Origin of the sequence: Alcanivorax sp. NBRC 102024 (genome assembly GCF_001602235.1) — a bacterium.
Lineage (GTDB): Bacteria > Pseudomonadota > Gammaproteobacteria > Pseudomonadales > Alcanivoracaceae > Alcanivorax.
The window spans coordinates 333812-349092 of the sequence record NZ_BDAS01000003.1 but is presented as its reverse complement, the minus strand read 5'-3'; the positions used below and the strand labels follow the sequence as shown (position 1 = coordinate 349092).

General features: G+C 57.4%; 11 protein-coding genes. 6 read left to right on the top strand and 5 right to left on the bottom strand.

Translation table 11 applies throughout. The features are described 5' to 3' along the window. The first annotated feature begins 271 nt into the window (after positions 1-271). From A0251_RS07845 to A0251_RS07835, 5 genes are all read left to right on the top strand, one after another. Complete coding sequence (locus tag A0251_RS07845; protein ID WP_062816296.1) at positions 272-1399, top strand: aminotransferase class V-fold PLP-dependent enzyme; 1128 nt, start codon at positions 272-274, stop codon at positions 1397-1399. A 201-nt stretch (positions 1400-1600) separates the two neighbouring features. Further along, on the top strand, positions 1601-2251 hold the full coding sequence (locus A0251_RS07840; protein WP_062816295.1) for an acetyltransferase: 651 nt from the start codon (positions 1601-1603) through the stop codon (positions 2249-2251). 760 nt (positions 2252-3011) lie between these two features. Further along, positions 3012-3446, top strand: a complete 435-nt coding sequence (locus A0251_RS17395; RefSeq protein WP_156478263.1) for a hypothetical protein — start codon at positions 3012-3014, stop codon at positions 3444-3446. Between the two features lie 543 nt (positions 3447-3989). After that, positions 3990-4379 carry a hypothetical protein gene (locus tag A0251_RS17390; protein WP_156478262.1) on the top strand — a complete coding sequence of 130 codons (390 nt, stop codon included), beginning with the start codon at positions 3990-3992 and terminating at the stop codon, positions 4377-4379. Between the two features lie 198 nt (positions 4380-4577). Beyond that, entirely contained in the window at positions 4578-4949 is a 372-nt protein-coding gene (locus tag A0251_RS07835; RefSeq protein ID WP_062816294.1) for a hypothetical protein, read from the top strand. 35 nt (positions 4950-4984) lie between these two features. Here the strand turns inward: A0251_RS07835 and A0251_RS07830 are convergent, their stop codons facing one another. From A0251_RS07830 to metG, 4 genes are all read right to left on the bottom strand, one after another. Beyond that, positions 4985-5302, bottom strand: a complete 318-nt coding sequence (locus A0251_RS07830; protein WP_062816293.1) for a hypothetical protein — start codon at positions 5300-5302, stop codon at positions 4985-4987. 117 nt (positions 5303-5419) lie between these two features. Then, complete coding sequence (locus A0251_RS07825; RefSeq protein WP_062816292.1) at positions 5420-6760, bottom strand: oxygenase MpaB family protein; 1341 nt, start codon at positions 6758-6760, stop codon at positions 5420-5422. A gap of 269 nt (positions 6761-7029) precedes the next feature. Next, positions 7030-7815 (bottom strand): class II aldolase/adducin family protein, encoded by a 786-nt coding sequence (locus A0251_RS07820; protein WP_062816291.1) that lies wholly within the window; start codon positions 7813-7815, stop codon positions 7030-7032. 202 nt (positions 7816-8017) lie between these two features. Then, positions 8018-10051, bottom strand: a complete 2034-nt coding sequence (metG, locus tag A0251_RS07815) for a methionine--tRNA ligase (protein WP_062816290.1) — start codon at positions 10049-10051, stop codon at positions 8018-8020. A 259-nt stretch (positions 10052-10310) separates the two neighbouring features. On the opposite strand from metG, the gene A0251_RS07810 reads away from it, so the two are divergent. After that, entirely contained in the window at positions 10311-12398 is a 2088-nt protein-coding gene (locus A0251_RS07810) for an ATP-binding protein (protein ID WP_062816289.1), read from the top strand. On the opposite strand, the gene A0251_RS07805 is transcribed toward A0251_RS07810, so the two are convergent. Beyond that, entirely contained in the window at positions 12365-15163 is a 2799-nt protein-coding gene (locus tag A0251_RS07805) for a hybrid sensor histidine kinase/response regulator (protein ID WP_062816288.1), read from the bottom strand. The two genes, A0251_RS07810 and A0251_RS07805, sit on opposite strands and share 34 nt — an antisense overlap. Between the last annotated feature and the right edge of the window lie 118 nt (positions 15164-15281).

The following is a 15281-nucleotide window of genomic DNA, read 5'->3' as shown; positions in this document are numbered from 1 at the left end:
GCTTGCCGAGAAAGAAAGACGTTAAACGCTGTGTTTACAGGGCGTTAAGGGCGCATAGTATGAGGCAGCGCCCCGGTTGGCTCAAGAATGATAATGCATAAGCTTACTTGACTGCAGGAGACAGTCATTGACTGCGAATTAAGCAGTTGAGGCCGGTTTTGCCATCCTTTTGGCCCTGGACGGTTGCGGCGCTGGCGGCAATCCAGTATCCAAGACAGACAATAACGCGACGAGACCGGCCAGGCGCCGGTTGCTGCAGAGGTGACCCCCCGTGACAGATTTGCCCCGTGACTTTGACCGAGACGGCCTGCTTGAGTATTCCGTGGTTTTCACCGACCGCTCCCTGAACCATATGTCCCAGCGTTTCCAGCAGGTCATGCGGGATATTTCCAGCAACCTGAAGCAGGTCTACAACGCCCACTCGGTGACCGTGGTGCCCGGCGGTGGCAGTTTCGGCATGGAAGCGGTGGCCCGGCAGTTTGCCACCGGCCAGCATTGCCTGGTGATCCGTAACGGCTTCTTCAGCTACCGCTGGAGCCAGATTTTTGAGATGGGCAGTATCCCGTCCAAAGAGATCGTATTGAAAGCGTCCCCCACCAGCGACCAGCCCCAGGCACCGTTCGCTCCGGCCCCCATCGCGCAGGTGGTTGCCACCATCAAGGCCGAGAAGCCGGCCATGGTGTTCGCCCCCCATGTGGAAACCGCCTCCGGCATCATCCTGCCGGATGACTATCTGAAACAGGTGGCCGACGCCGTACACAGCGTGGGCGGTCTGTTCGTGCTGGATTGCATCGCCTCCGGCACCATCTGGGTGGATATGAAAGCCATCGGCGTGGATGTGCTGATCAGCGCCCCCCAGAAAGGCTGGAGCTCCTCCCCCTGTAGTGCCCTGGTGATGCTCAGCGAAGCGGCGGACCAGCGCCTGCACGAAACCACCAGCACCAGCTTTGCCTGCGATCTGCGCAAATGGCGCGACATCATGATCGCCTACGAAAACGGCGGCCATGCCTACCACGCCACCATGCCCACCGACGCCCTGCGCGGCTTCCGTGACACCATGTTGGAAACCATGAAAGAAGGCCTCACCGCCGTGAAAGAACGCCAGTGGAAACTGGGTACCGCCGTCCGCGAGCTGATGGCCAAGCACGGCTTCGCCAGCGTCGCGGCCCCGGGCTTCGAAGCCCCCGGCGTGGTGGTGTCCTACACCGACAATGACACCATCAAGAGCGGCGCCGCCTTTGTGCAGCTGGGCCTGCAGACCGCCGGCGGCGTGCCCCTCATGTGTGACGAACCCGCGGACTTCAAGACCTTCCGCGTGGGCCTGTTCGGCCTGGACAAACTGGGGGATGTGGATGCGGCGGTGGCGCGGCTGTCGTCCGCCCTGGATCAACTTGGCTAGCCATGAATGGCGACTGGCACCGTTCTGAGGGTGTTAGCAGGCTTGTTGTTGTGGGTCTGTTTTAGTCCCACTCTTCTTGCCGATGCCATTCACTCAAGAGATGAGGGCTGCAGCCAAACCTTTATGGAGAGTTCCCTCTCCCCTTGCGGGAGAGGGACAGGGAGAGGGGAAACGGCCTTGCTGGATGCCGAGGGCACAACAATGAAAACCCAGAACCCTCAATGCGTCATCCTGCTCCATGGCCTGGCTCGCACCGCACACTCCATGAAGAAAATGGCAAACGACCTGGAGAACAACGGCTACACGGTAGTGAATCAGGGCTACCCTTCCACTAAAAAAGACATTCAGACCCTCGCCACAGAAACCCTGCCCAAAGCCCTGGGAAAATGCCCGGCCACCGGCGCCATCCACTTCGTTACCCATTCCATGGGCGGCATCCTGCTGCGCCAGTACCTCAGCCAGCACCGCATCGACAGACTGGGCCGCACCGTTATGCTTGGCCCGCCCAACCAGGGCAGCGAAGTGGTGGACAGTCTGGGTGACTGGGCTCCATTCCAGTGGTTCAACGGCCCCGCCGGCAGCCAGATGGGCACCGGCCCCGACAGCGTGCCCAACCAGCTTGGCCCAGTGGATTTCCCCCTGGGCGTCATCGCCGGCAGCGACACCATCAACTTTCTGCTCTCCACCCAATTACCCGGCCCCAATGACGGCAAGGTCACCGTGGAAAGAACCAAAGTGGAAGGCATGCAGGATCATCTGGTGCTGCCGGTGACGCATCCGTTCATGATGCGAAATGGGGAGGTAATTGAGCAGGTGAAGGCGTTTTTGGCGACCGGGGCGTTCAGCAAGTAGGGAATGCGATTCCCCTTTTCAACGGAAGCTTCCGTTGAACCCGGAAAGGGGAAGGCCAAGATATTGATTTAGCGGGCTTTTGGTTTTTCTGTCTCCGAGTTCAAAGGAAAGGAGTTATAAGGAACGTTCCGCATAACTCCGTGTAGGAAATTGGCTATAGCCTGCCAAGCGACTGTTATGGCAGGCTTTTCTTTCGGGTGCAGGGGGTACGGTTCCAGAGTTATACGGAACCGGTTATGCGGAACGTTCTAATTAATACGCTGTTATGCAATAGGGGAATATGATTACGGCAGAATCTATTTATAACTTCCTTAATAACCCAATTAGAGTGGCAAGGGGGTTTAGTTTATTTCTCATTCTTATCTTGGTCCTGTTGTTACTGTTTACTGTGGTGGGATATTACTTTTCATTGCATGATATATCGTCATCTGCAATGCCATTCATGACTATTTTCTTTTCGCTTTGGCTTGGGATTTCGGTCGTTGGCTACCTTGGATGTGCAAACTGGAAAGCCTACGGGCGGGTGGCAGTCTTTCTTTCTTGGCTGCCTATGTTATTTGCATTTCCGGTTGGTACTTTGGCTTCGGCGTGGGTTATCTATTCCACTTTTAGAAAGCCAGCTTCTTCTTAGGTGTTGGGCAAATTACGAAATCCGTCATTGCCACATAAATGCATAACAAGTGGCGGCAGGCGGATCAAATTTCGCTAGTTCCTCGCTCCAATTTGCCCGCTGCGCCGGGCGTTATGTGTCCATAGAGAAATGAGTACTGTTGAAATTGCAAGAGAAACGTTTGAGCGCATAAAAGCGGCAAATCCTCATCTCAAAATGGAGATTGAGGAAGTTCCTCAGTATGTGGAATTGGCAATGAACATTAGAAGGCAAGCCGGCCTCGATTTTGATGTTTATCTAAACCTCCAAAATGACGATGAACTTCATTTACAATTTGAGTCCTTCTGCGGTGCGTGGTTTCCTTTTACAGAACCTGCCCGAGTTTCAGAGTACGAGGCGGCAGTAAATGGTGTCCTTTCTGGAACTTACCGCACCAAAATAATTAACCGGCGTGGCTCACCTGTAAAAGCGTTGCTCCAAGCTCCGTCAGTACAGGAATGGTCTACTGTTTTCTCATGGAGTAAATTGCATTTACCAATTGGCGAAAAAGCTATCAGCTATGTTCAAAATCAGCCAAACACATAATAAGGCGCTGCTGCTGAAAAGCGGCAGAGCACGGCGTTTACTGTCCGAGTTACTAAAAAAATGTAGGTAGAATGGAAGTCCAAGAATTTGAGTCTCAAATAAGTTCGCTGAGGATTGCCGTATTGGCGTTCCTCATGCTATCGCCTGTAATCTACCCATCGTTTTTAGCAGCACTAAAAATCGGGCTAAATTTTAGGGTTAAGTTTGTTCTTCCGTGAAGACGTACGGGGTATGGCTCACAATTCTTTTGGTACTTATTTTTACACCTGCATTACTTTCGGGGCTGGAAGGAAAGGTCAGTGAGCGTTTATTTATTCAGCTGACGCATCCGCAAAGTATCTTCACAACATTATTTAATTATTTCTTGGCCTTAATCGCAATTTGTGCATCAATTTTCGTTCCAGCATGGGAGCTTCGTAGGTGCGAAAATCAGCGTGTATAAAAAGTTAACGAAGCCGGGCGCCGCGACGGCTTTTTCGTTATGGCTTCGCCTTCACTACAAAGCTGCCCTTGCTGGCGGCGTTAATTATTTGAGGTGGTTATATGGATGAAGCGATTGAAGCCAGTATCGTTTTTCCTTACATGATTTTGATGCCCATATTTTGTGGAATTGTCACGAGTATAGTCTTCACATTTTCATCAAGGAAAAAGGTAAACTCAACATTTTCACTTTTAGCTGCTGGTGTCGTACTGGCAGTTTTCTTTTCTCTTCTTGCCGGAGATGTGCCTGGGCCTTGGCAGGCTCCAAATGGATATCTCTTGGAAAGTCCAAGTCCAGGATCTGAGAAAATCGTTGAAGATTTCTTATCGTCAGAGAGAAAGAGAATATTCTACCAAGTTATATTCACTGTCGCGTGCTTAGTTCCTTCTTTGTTTATGGTTCGTAGGCTTGTTGGTCCTTCGAATGAAAACACTAACAAGTCAGGGCGGTAGGGCTTACCTTGCGCCGCGTAATAAAAAGCGAGAAGCAAATAGGCTTAGATCTTCCCATGCGCCAATATAAGGTCTAAACGTCCTCGGACGTCTCAGACTTGTGGCCGGGGCTTCGGGCCACTATCGATTCTCTCCGTAAACCAACAAGCCGCCCCATTGTGGTAAAGTGGCCCCACAACTCCAACCCCGGACCCCGATATGCTCGTCTACCTCCTTGTTGCCTGTGATCGCCTGGATGAAAAGCAGGAAAAGAAGCTCAAGCGTAACCTGCCTGATCTGCAAGCGGCGCTGCAGGCCTATGTGGATGACAACGAAGCGGGCAATGTCACCCTGATCAATGACTGCGAGAGTGACGATTGTGAAGATTGGCAACTGGGGATCAGCCAGTCAGTGAAGAAGAAGGTGCAGCTCAAGACGCCGGTCGCTCTTTTCAATGATCTCGCCAAGCAATTTAGCATTGATTGTGAAGTGGGCTCCATCGAGGACGGGGAGCGTGATCCGGTGAGCTACTTTGGCAAGCAGGAAGGGCAGGGGGATGCGTTTCTGATTGGGGAGTATCTGGGGGTGTAGTGGGCGTTATTCCCGTTTGCTGGCTGCGAAACGGATCATTTCACTCTTCCGATCAGCATGAGTCTTGTGCAAGTCTGCATATTTTGAGCAATGCTCTTTGCGAGTCGTTTTTCTCCAGCTTTGCCGCCAGGCGTGTAGCTGAATTTGCAGCCATTTTCAGTTTTCTCTCCCTGCCGAAGCTCATAATGCAGTGTCTCGTATTTCATCTGGCTGGCGTCCTGCCGAACGCTCACCGAAGGACTGGATACAAAGCCGTCAAAGTCTGCCAGATTTTGGCTTTTGCGCAGGACAGTATCAGCGCCTGCTGCACTGAATATGAAACATGGCAGTAGTATCAGAAGCGCTTGTTTCATAACCCTCTCCTGAAAGGCTCATGCGTGACAGCATAGCAGGGGCGTAGAGGGAGTGCGCTCTCGGATGGCGATGGGGCATCGCCGTCCGAGAGATGGCTCCTACAGTGGGTACGGGAGTCAGGTAGCGCTTTTGATGGTGGGGCTGTATTGGGACGCATCGGTGGTGAATTCCGCATGGCCGTAGTCCACCAGCAGCTCATTGATGCGCCGTACCAGTATCCTGTCCGCGATCTTGTTGGCCACGGGGATGTCTTGCAGGGTCCGGTAGGCGATCAGGCGGGGCATGATGAACAGGTTGCCAACGGTGAACAGGGCATAGTCGATCAGGTGGGGTTCCACGCCCATTTCTTTCGCTTTTGATTTGTCATTCTTGCCGAGAAAGGCCTGGGTGAAGAACACCTTGGAGACACTGCGCTCCACCAGGTTGTGGACCTTGCTGATCAGCTTTTCATCCTTGGGGCGGTAGACGGACATGGTGGCGCGGGTGAGTTCGCCACAGGTCTCGTCGTCGTAGCCTTCGCGCAGGGTACCGGAGTAGGCGAGCATGGTGTCGATAATGTCTGGCGCCTCGGCGGGCAGCAGCTCTTCGGGCAGGCCCAGCAGGAAACACTGGTAGCGGGACAGTTCAACGATGGCCCGCTCGTTGCGGGTGAAATGCTTGCGGCCCTTGCGCATGGCCTTGAAGGCGGCCAGGTAGGCGGGCATGGTGCCGGCGGGCATCTGGTCTACCTGGGGAATGGGGATGCCATAAATGGCCGGGTCCCATTTCTTTACCCGCTTGAGAATGTTGAAGCGGACCATGGAGTGCATCAGGCGGACCATGGCGGCGGCCTTGAAGCCGGGCCCGAAGCGTTCCAGGGCACCGGGCAGGGTGGCGGTGGTGAAGAAGCTGGCGGTTTCGTTGATGCGCCGGTTCACCGAATCGCTGGCCAGGGTGCCGGTGATGGCCATGGGCAGGCCGGAGTACTTGTTCATGAAGGTGGCCACAAAGGCGCCACGGATCACGTAGGGGGCCAGGTTGGCCATCTGGTTGCGGCTCAGGCGGGCGCCTTCACGGACCAGTTCCATGTCCACCCAGTCCGGGGTGGTTTCCATGGCGGTAATAAAGTCCACCAGTTCCTGGGGGGCATCGGGTACCGCGTCGAGTCCTTCGTCGCAGGCTTTCTTCAACATGCTGATCAGGTCACGAAAGCTGTATTCCGACATCAGGGCGGCGTAGGCATCGGCCACGGTGTCACCCAGCAGGGTGTAGGCGCGGGCGCGCTCGACCCGGTCCCGGTCGGCGAGGATTTTTTCACGGTGTTTCTTGGCGAATTGCTGCGGCAGGGTGCTGCGTATGTCCATGGAATCGGTGAACCGCTCCGGGGTGGCATCGAAATCGATGTCGCCATAGAGGGAGGGGATTCGGGTTTTCTGGGCGCGGACTTTTTCCCAGAGTGCATCCAGAGACTGTGTCATTGCTAACCTCGGTAGACCGTGTCTTTCAATATCCTACACATTGCGTATACCTGCCCGGCAAGACAATTAACGGAAGTCGCCTTTCTGTATAGATTGGGCGGTTTTGGCCCGCTTTGACAGGGTGAAATCGGGGAAAGGAAACAGAGTTGGGTAGGGTGTTTGGGGTTGTGTCGTTGGAGCTTTGTTCACAAAGCGAAGGGGGGAGATGGCTATTCGCTTTGTGAACAAAGCTCCAACGGGGTGGGGAAGGCTGGCTGAAGCCTGCGGTCTTATTTCTCGTAACCGGGATTCTGCCGGTCCAGTTTGCGCAACAGGCCGGGCCAAGCCAGGTTGCCGCCCATGCCCTTGGTGACCTGGGAGGCTTGCTGCTTGATGGTGTTGACGATGCCATCCGGGATCGGGGTCAGCGGGCGATTGCCGGACAGGGCCTGAAGCTGGATTTCGCAGGCGCGCTGGAGGATGAACATGCCCAGGAAGGCATCGGCAATGCTGCTGCCCACGGTGAGCAGGCCGTGGTTGCGCAGGATCATGAAGCTGGCATCACCCAGATCGGCCTGCAGGCGGGCCTTTTCGTCTTCACGCAGGGCCACGCCTTCGTAGTCGTGGTAGGCCAGGCTGGCCAGCGGGAACAGGCTCTGTTGCGACAGGGCGAGCAGGCCTTCCTGCTGGGCGGACACGGCCACACCGGCGGTGGTGTGGGTGTGCATCACGCAGTTGGCATCGTCGCGCACGGCGTGGATGGCGCTGTGGATGGTGAAGCCCGCCGGGTTGATATCGAAGTCACTGTCATCGAGTTTGTTGCCGGCCTGGTCCACGCGCACCAGGCTGGAAGCGGTGATCTCGTCGAACATCATGCCGTAGGGATTGATCAGGAAGTGATGCTCGTCGCCGGGGATGCGGGCAGACAGGTGGGTAAAGATCAGGTCGTCCCAGCCGTGCAGGGCGATCAGCCGGTAGGCGGCGGCCAGATCCACACGCAGTTGCCATTCTTCTGCGCTGACGGTGTTTTTCTTGGACTGGATGGCACCCGGGGTCAATGTTGCCTGGCGGTTCATGGTAGCGCTCTCCCTTGTTTTTCGTTTTTACAGTGTAGAGGGAAAGACCTTATCCGGGGCAAGGGGAAAGCGATTGTACGTCGTGGCTGGCCGGAAAGATGGCGGTAACGGCACAGGGAGGGATATCGGGGTGAGTTCGGGAAGGAAAGCATTCGCGGTGGAGCCCCCCGCTCCCACGAGGGGAGCGGGGATCGGTGCCGGGTTAGCGCACTTCCATACCGGGCTGGGCGCCGCTGTCCGGGCTGAGGATGTGGATGTCGTCACCGCCGGGGCCGGCGGCCAGCACCATGCCTTCGGAGACGCCGAATTTCATCTTGCGCGGGGCCAGGTTGGCCACCAGCACCACCAGTTTGCCTTCCAGGTCTTCCGGGCTGTATTTGGCCTTGATGCCGGCAAACACGTTGCGCTCGCCCAGTTCGCCCACGTCCAGGGTGAGCTGCAGCAACTTGTCGGCCCCTTCCACATGGGCGGCTTTGGCCACGCGGGCCACGCGCAGTTTCACCTTGAGGAAGTCATCAATGCTGATGGTGTCGTCTGCCACGTCGTCCGCCTGTTTCGGTTCGCTTTTGTTGCCGGCGGGTTTGGCCGCGGGCACGTCTTCTTTCGAGGCGTTGAGCATGGCCTCGATCTGCGCCATGTCGATGCGGTTCAGTAGCGGCTTGAACTTGGCGATCTCGTGGCCCAGCAGCAGTGTGTCGCTGTCTTTCCAGGTCAGCGGCGCCACTTGCAGGAAGGCTTCTGCCCGTTCAGCCAGGGCCGGCAGTACCGGCTTCAAGTAGATCACCAGCAGACGGAACACGTTGATGGCGGTGGTGCAGATGGCCAGCACTTCCTGTTCCTTGCCATCTTCTTTGGCCAGGGTCCAGGGCGCCTTGTCGGCGATGTAGCCGTTGGCGTGATCCGCCAGGGTCATGATTTCGCGCATGGCTTTGCCGAATTCGCGCTTTTCGTAGAACTCGGCCAGGCGCGGGGCGGCTTCCTGTACTTCGCGGACCAGTAGCGGGTTGTCCAGCTCGTCACTGAGGGTGCCGCCGAATTTCTTCACGAAGTTGCCGGTGCGGCTGGCGATGTTCACCAGTTTGCCCACCAGGTCGGAGTTTACCCTCTGGGCGAAGTCTTCCAGGTTCAGGTCGAAATCATCCACCCGGCTGGAGAGCTTGGCGGCGAAGTAGTAACGCAGGTATTCCGGCCCCAGGTGATCTAGGTAGGTGCGCGCCTTGATAAAGGTGCCACGGGACTTGGACATCTTGGCGCCGTTGACGGTGACGAAGCCGTGGCTGTAGATGGCGGTGGGCTTGCGCAGGCCGGCACCATCCAGCATGGCGGGCCAGAACAGGCCGTGGAAGTTGATGATGTCCTTGCCGATGAAGTGGTACAGCTCGGCAGTGGATTCCTTGCCCCAGTAATCGTCGAAGTTCAGGCCTTCACGGTCGCAGTAGTTCTGGAAGCTGGCCATGTAACCGATGGGAGCGTCCAGCCAGACGTAGAAGTACTTGCCCGGGTAGCCGGGGATTTCAAAACCGAAGTAGGGGGCTTCGCGGGAAATATCCCAGGGCTGCAGGTCTTCGATCCATTCCTGAAGTTTGTTGGCCACCTGCTCCTGCAGCGCGCCGGAGCGGGTCCACTCGCGCAGCAGGGGCTCGAATTTGGGCAGGTCGAAGAACAGCTGGGTGGTTTCCTTTTCCACCGGGGTGGCGCCACTGACGGAGGAGTAGGGCTTGATCAGCTCCGCCGGGGTATAGGTGGCGCCGCACACTTCACAGTTGTCGCCGTACTGGTCTTCGGCCTTGCACTTGGGGCAGGTGCCCTTGACGAAACGGTCCGCCAGGAACATGCCTTTCTGCGGGTCGTAGAGCTGGGTAATGGTCTTCTCGACGATATAGCCGGCGTCCTTGTTGCGCTGGAACACCATTTCCGACAGCGCGCGGTTTTCCGGGCTGTGGGTGCTGTAGTAGTTGTCGAACTGGATCTGGAAGTCGGCGAAGTCCTTCTCATGGTCCGCTTTCACTTGCGCAATTTGTTGCTCCGGGGTGATGCCGTTTTCTTCCGCCTTGAGCATGATGGCGGTGCCGTGGGCATCATCCGCGCACACATAGGTGCACTGCTCGCCGCGCAGTTTCTGGAAGCGTACCCAGATATCGGTCTGGATGTATTCCAGCAGGTGGCCCAGGTGAATGGGGCCATTGGCGTAGGGAAGGGCACTGGTCACCAGGATTTTGCGGGGCGTGTCACTCATGGGGTCGACGTCGTCATTCCGGAAAAAGGGTGGCCTATGATACGGGTGCGGCGGGGCTTTTTCATCCTGTGGGTGAACGGCTGTGCGGCATCTCCCACCACGGGTGATTGCCGGGGCCCGCTTTGAGGGATCTTGTGCTAGGGTTTCGGCTTAAAACAATTCTTTCAAGACAATGTTACCGGGCGCTTAGCTTATGCAGGCCATGGGGCGGCCCCTTTTGCCGTCAGGCCACCCGGTCAGGGGAAGGGTGAAAGTAACGATGTCACTGAGAGTGCGCATTCGGTGGTTGCTGGTGGTTTCCGCAGCCTGTTGTGTGGTGCTGGCTACCGTGGCGCTGTATTGGGTGAACCTGTCGCTGGTGGACACGCTTACCGAGCGCAACGCCGAGCGGGAGCTGGAAAAGGTGGAGGCCGCCTTTCTGGACCAGCTGTCCATCCTTCGGGTGCGGGCACAGGACTGGAGTCAGCAGCCAGATCAACCACCCACCAATCAGGGCGGGGTGGGGTATCTGGATCTGATGATGGAGCTGCGTGGCCGCTCGGTAGTGTGGAATAACGGCGCCGATAAGGTTTCTTCTCCGGTGTTTGAGACCCTGGCGACTCGCTTTGACGAGCAGGGTTGCATGCCGATCTGGGGCGTCGTGCAGGTGGAAGGGCGTCCCCTGTTGTTCAGCACCGCGGTGGAGATGGGCTGCCAGGCCTACCTGCTGGGGGTGTGGCTGGACAGCGACTGGATGAGCTATTTGTCGGACCGGGTGGGCCATGCCTTGTATGTCCGCCAGGTGCCGGACTCGCTGAACCCGCAACGGGGCCTCACTGTGGCCGGGAGCGATCAGCTGCTGGGGCGGTTCCCGGTGCCGGATTTTCTCGGCGGCAACCCTCTGGAAGTGGTGGTGGAGCTGCCCAACGATGGGTACAAATCCCTGAACCTTTCGGTGCTGGTGATCGGTTTGATCATGGCGTTGCTGGCCGGGTTGACCGTGGTGGTGATCAATTACCGGATTCAGCCGATGCTGTTCGGGCGCTTGAATCTGGTGCATAACGCGGTGCGGTCCATTGCCCGGGGTGGGGCGCTGGATCAGCGGGTGCCGGTGCTGGGCAATGACGAAATTGGCGCCCTGGCGGAAGATTTCAATGCCATGGTGGACAGCATCAACCACGCCCAGAATCAGCTCGCGGATGCCCGTCGCCAGGCGGAGGAGGCGAGCCAGACCAAAAGCCAGTTCCTGGCCAATATCAGCCACGAAATCCGCACTCCGATGACGGCGATTCTTGGCTATACGGAGTTGCTTCGTGATGGCTCCCTGAGCCATGCGGACCAGAGCCGTTACCTCACCATCATTCAGCACAACGGAGATGCGCTGCTGGCGCTAATCAATGATGTGCTGGATCTGTCGCGCATCGAAGCGGGCCAGCTGCAGCACGAACAACGGCTGTTTTCCGTGACGGAGCTGCTGGATGAAGTGGTCGACAGCCTGACGTTACGGGCCTCGGAGAAGCAGATTGATTTGACCCTGTCCTATGTGACCGAGCTGCCGGCTACCGTCAGTGGTGATGCCTTCCGCTTGCGCCAGATTCTGGTGAACCTGGTGGGCAATGCGGTGAAGTTTACCGAGGAAGGCAGTGTGCGGGTGCGTGCCGGTTGGTCCGAGTCGGCGCAGCAACTGGAGGTCTCCGTGGAAGACACGGGTATCGGTATCAGTGAGAGTGAGGTGCAGAAAATCTTCCAGCCGTTTTCCCAGGCCGATGCGTCTCATTCCCGCCGTTACACGGGCACCGGGCTGGGCCTGAGCATTGCCCGTCAACTGGCCCGTTCCGAAGGGGGGGATATCAGTGTTTCCAGCGAACTGAACAAGGGCAGTCGTTTTGCCCTGAATATGCCATTGTCCCTGGTCTGCGAATTAGACGCCAGTGAATCCGCCGAACCGCTGCCCCAGCTGGCAGGCAGCTCCATGGCCCTGAACGGCCGGGCCCTGCTGGTAGAAGACAATACCGTGAACCGGATCTTTGTGCGCAAGGTGCTGGAAAAGGCCGGTATGCAGGTGGTGGAAGCGGAAGATGGCCGGGAGGCTTGCCGGCATTATGGCCAGGACAGCTTCGACCTGGTGGTACTGGATATGCAGATGCCGGTGATGGATGGCTACGAAACCGCCCGGGCCCTGCGCGACCGTGGCTTTAGCGGCCCGATACTGGCGCTGACGGCCAATGTGCTGGCGGTGGACCGCCAGCGCTGTCTGGATGCCGGTTGCGATGCCTTCCTGGGCAAGCCGATCCGGGTCAAGCAACTGCTTACCGTGTGTGCCGGCCTGCTGGCTCAGCCGGAAATTCCGGAGGGGCTGGATACCTGACCGCGACCCAGGGCCTCGCGAACCTGCTGCTGGGAAACCGGCTTGCTCAGATAGTCATCCACTCCGGCGTCGCGGGCTTTTTGGACATAGTCGCCGGTGGCGTGGGCTGACAGGGCGATGATCCAGGCATGGTGGTGGGTGGTGGATGCCTGTTCCAGGCTGCGGATTTCACGGGTGGCCTGGTAACCGTCCATCACCGGCATTTCGCAGTCCATGAAAATGATATCCCAGTAGCCGGGCTGTTCGCGGACCAGATCCAGGGCCTGCTCACCGTCGCTGACCAGGGTGGCATGGATACCGAGGGATTTGAGAATGCTGTCGATCACCAGCTGATTCACCGGATTGTCCTCGGCCACGATCACGTTCAGGGCGCTGCCCTTTTCCAGCACAACGGTGGGTTCTTCTGTCGCCTGTTGGGCAAGGTGCTCATCGTGGCCGGTGAGCAGGCTGCGTTTGAGGGCCTGGCAGGAGAACGGGGTTTCGATCAGCAACAGGTCTTCGGGCAAATTGTCACTGAGCGGTTTGCCGGTGGGGTGCAGCAACACCAGAACCGGGTTACTGAAATGCTGGCGCAGCCGCTGCACATATTGGGGGTTTTCCATCACCGCATGCTCAGCGATGACAAAATCCACCGGCCGGGAGGGATTGGCCGGGTCCAGGGCACTTTCCACATCGCGGTATTCCAGGGTCTTTGCGCCCCAGCGCGTAAGGATCTGGGAGAGGCTGAGCAACTGGGCCGGAGTGTTGGAAATCAGCAGGGCGCTGCGATTCTTCAGGACCGGTTTGCTCTGGGGTTTTTCCACTTCCACCGGCAGTGACAACCAGAAGGTGGCGCCCCGGCCCAGCGAACTGGACACCCCGATATCGCCATTGAGTAGTTCGATCAGGCGTTTGCAGATCACCAGCCCCAGTCCGGCACCGGTGTGTTTGCCCTTGCCGGAGAGTTCATGGAATGCCTGGAACAAACTGTTTTGTTGCCCTTCGTCCAGCCCCACACCGGTATCCACCACTTCAAACATGAGCACGCACAGGTTCTTTTCGTTAACCGGTTGCTTCACGGTGACATGCAGCGAGACATTGCCCCGCTCGGTGAACTTGAAGGCATTGCTGAGCAGGTTGGTGATGATCTGTTTGAGACGGATAGGATCGGTCTTGATGCGTTCCGGCACGCGGCTGTCGATATGGATATACAGCGGCAGTTTCTTCTCGCTGGAGCGCAGGGCAAACAAGCGCACGCAATCGTCCACAATGCTTTCCAGAGGCACGCTCTGGTAATCCAGCTCCAGCTTGCCGGATTCGATCTTGGAATAATCGAGAATGTCGTTGATGACCGTGAGCAGGGACTGGGTGGATTGGTAAATGGTGCCCACATACTGGGCCTGCTGCTGGGTCATGGAGGTCCGCCGCAGCAGGTCGGTCATGCCCATGATGCCATTCATGGGGGTGCGGATTTCATGGCTCATGGTGGCCAGGAATTCGCTCTTGGCATGGTTGCGGGCGCCGGCCTTGAAGGCTTCCATTTCCGCGATGGCCTTCTCGCGAATGGAGTCGGAATGTGCCTCCTTGAGGCGGCTGATGCGTCGGGCCAATGCCAGGGATAGCAGGATCACTTCCAGGAAAACGCCGGTCTGAACCAGATTTTCCGTGAGGGCGGTGCGCGGCAGTACGCCGTACTTGTTCAGCGCCATGGCCGCCACGCCGGTGATGAAGCAGGCCCAGGCAATGGTGAAGATGCGGGCATCCGGATCACCCGCGCGGGCGCGCAGCAGACCCACCACCAGAATGCTGAAATCCATCACCAGAATGGCGCTGACGGAAATCGGAATCAGAAAACCGCGGCTGGTAAACGGAGCGGCAAGGAACAGCAAGGTGCCAATCCCCACCAGGCCTTTCAGCCATGCCGCCAGTCGCGGTGCTTTTTCCTGCAAGGACAGGAAATGCAGGGTAAACAGCGGCGGCAGTAATACGATCAACGGCAGCAGATAGTGAATGATGTACTGGCTGACAAGCGGGGAGTGTGGCCACAGGTAGCGGTGGGCATAGCCGTGCAGTACCGCCAGGAACAGGGTCACCACTGCGGACCAGCACACGTACAGCAAATACACCTTCTCGCGAATGGAGAAGAACAATGACAGGTTGTAGAGAATCATCACCAGCATGCCGCCGAAAAAGATGCCCTGGATAATGGTCTGGTTCTGTGCGGAGCGGGCGAACTGTTCGTGGGTAAGCAAGCGTATCGGTAACTGGATGCTGTGCGGTGACGTTACCTTGAGATAGAAGGTGCTGTCCTTGCCACTGGGCAGTGAAAGGGGAAATGCCGGAGTGGGGTAGTTCCCCGGTCGCACGGCAAAATCCCGGTCCATGCCGGCCTGGTAATGGCTGATCAGATTGCCGCCGGCATCCAGCTGGTAGAGATCCAGTTCGCCAAGCATGGCGTAATCAACCAGCAGTTCCCAGTCGCTGTGTCGCGGGTTCTGGTTGCGCACGGCGAAGCGGAACCAGCAATGCTGATTGGTAAATCCCAGGTTGGGCATGTCTCCGCGGCTGGACTGCCAGGGAAGCGTCGGTTGTTTCTGCAGTGCGTTGATGGTCGGCGACTGCGCCGCGGGTGTGCAGAAATAATCCAGCCCTTGATAGGGCTGTAGTTCTTCCTGATTTTCGCCAATAATCTGCAGCTCGGGGCCGTTGGCCAGGACAGCCGGGGTCAGCCCGATCGAAAAGAAGGCAACAAGCAGAACAAAGGCAGTTTTCGCATCCTTGAACAACGTTTTTATTCCTGACAGAGGGTGCTGTTTATTGAGGGCCTGGAACAGTGGCCATAGCGTTTGTTTGCACCGCGTATCAGTGATGCTAGCAGCGTGGGCCGGGGGGCTCAATGCAGGG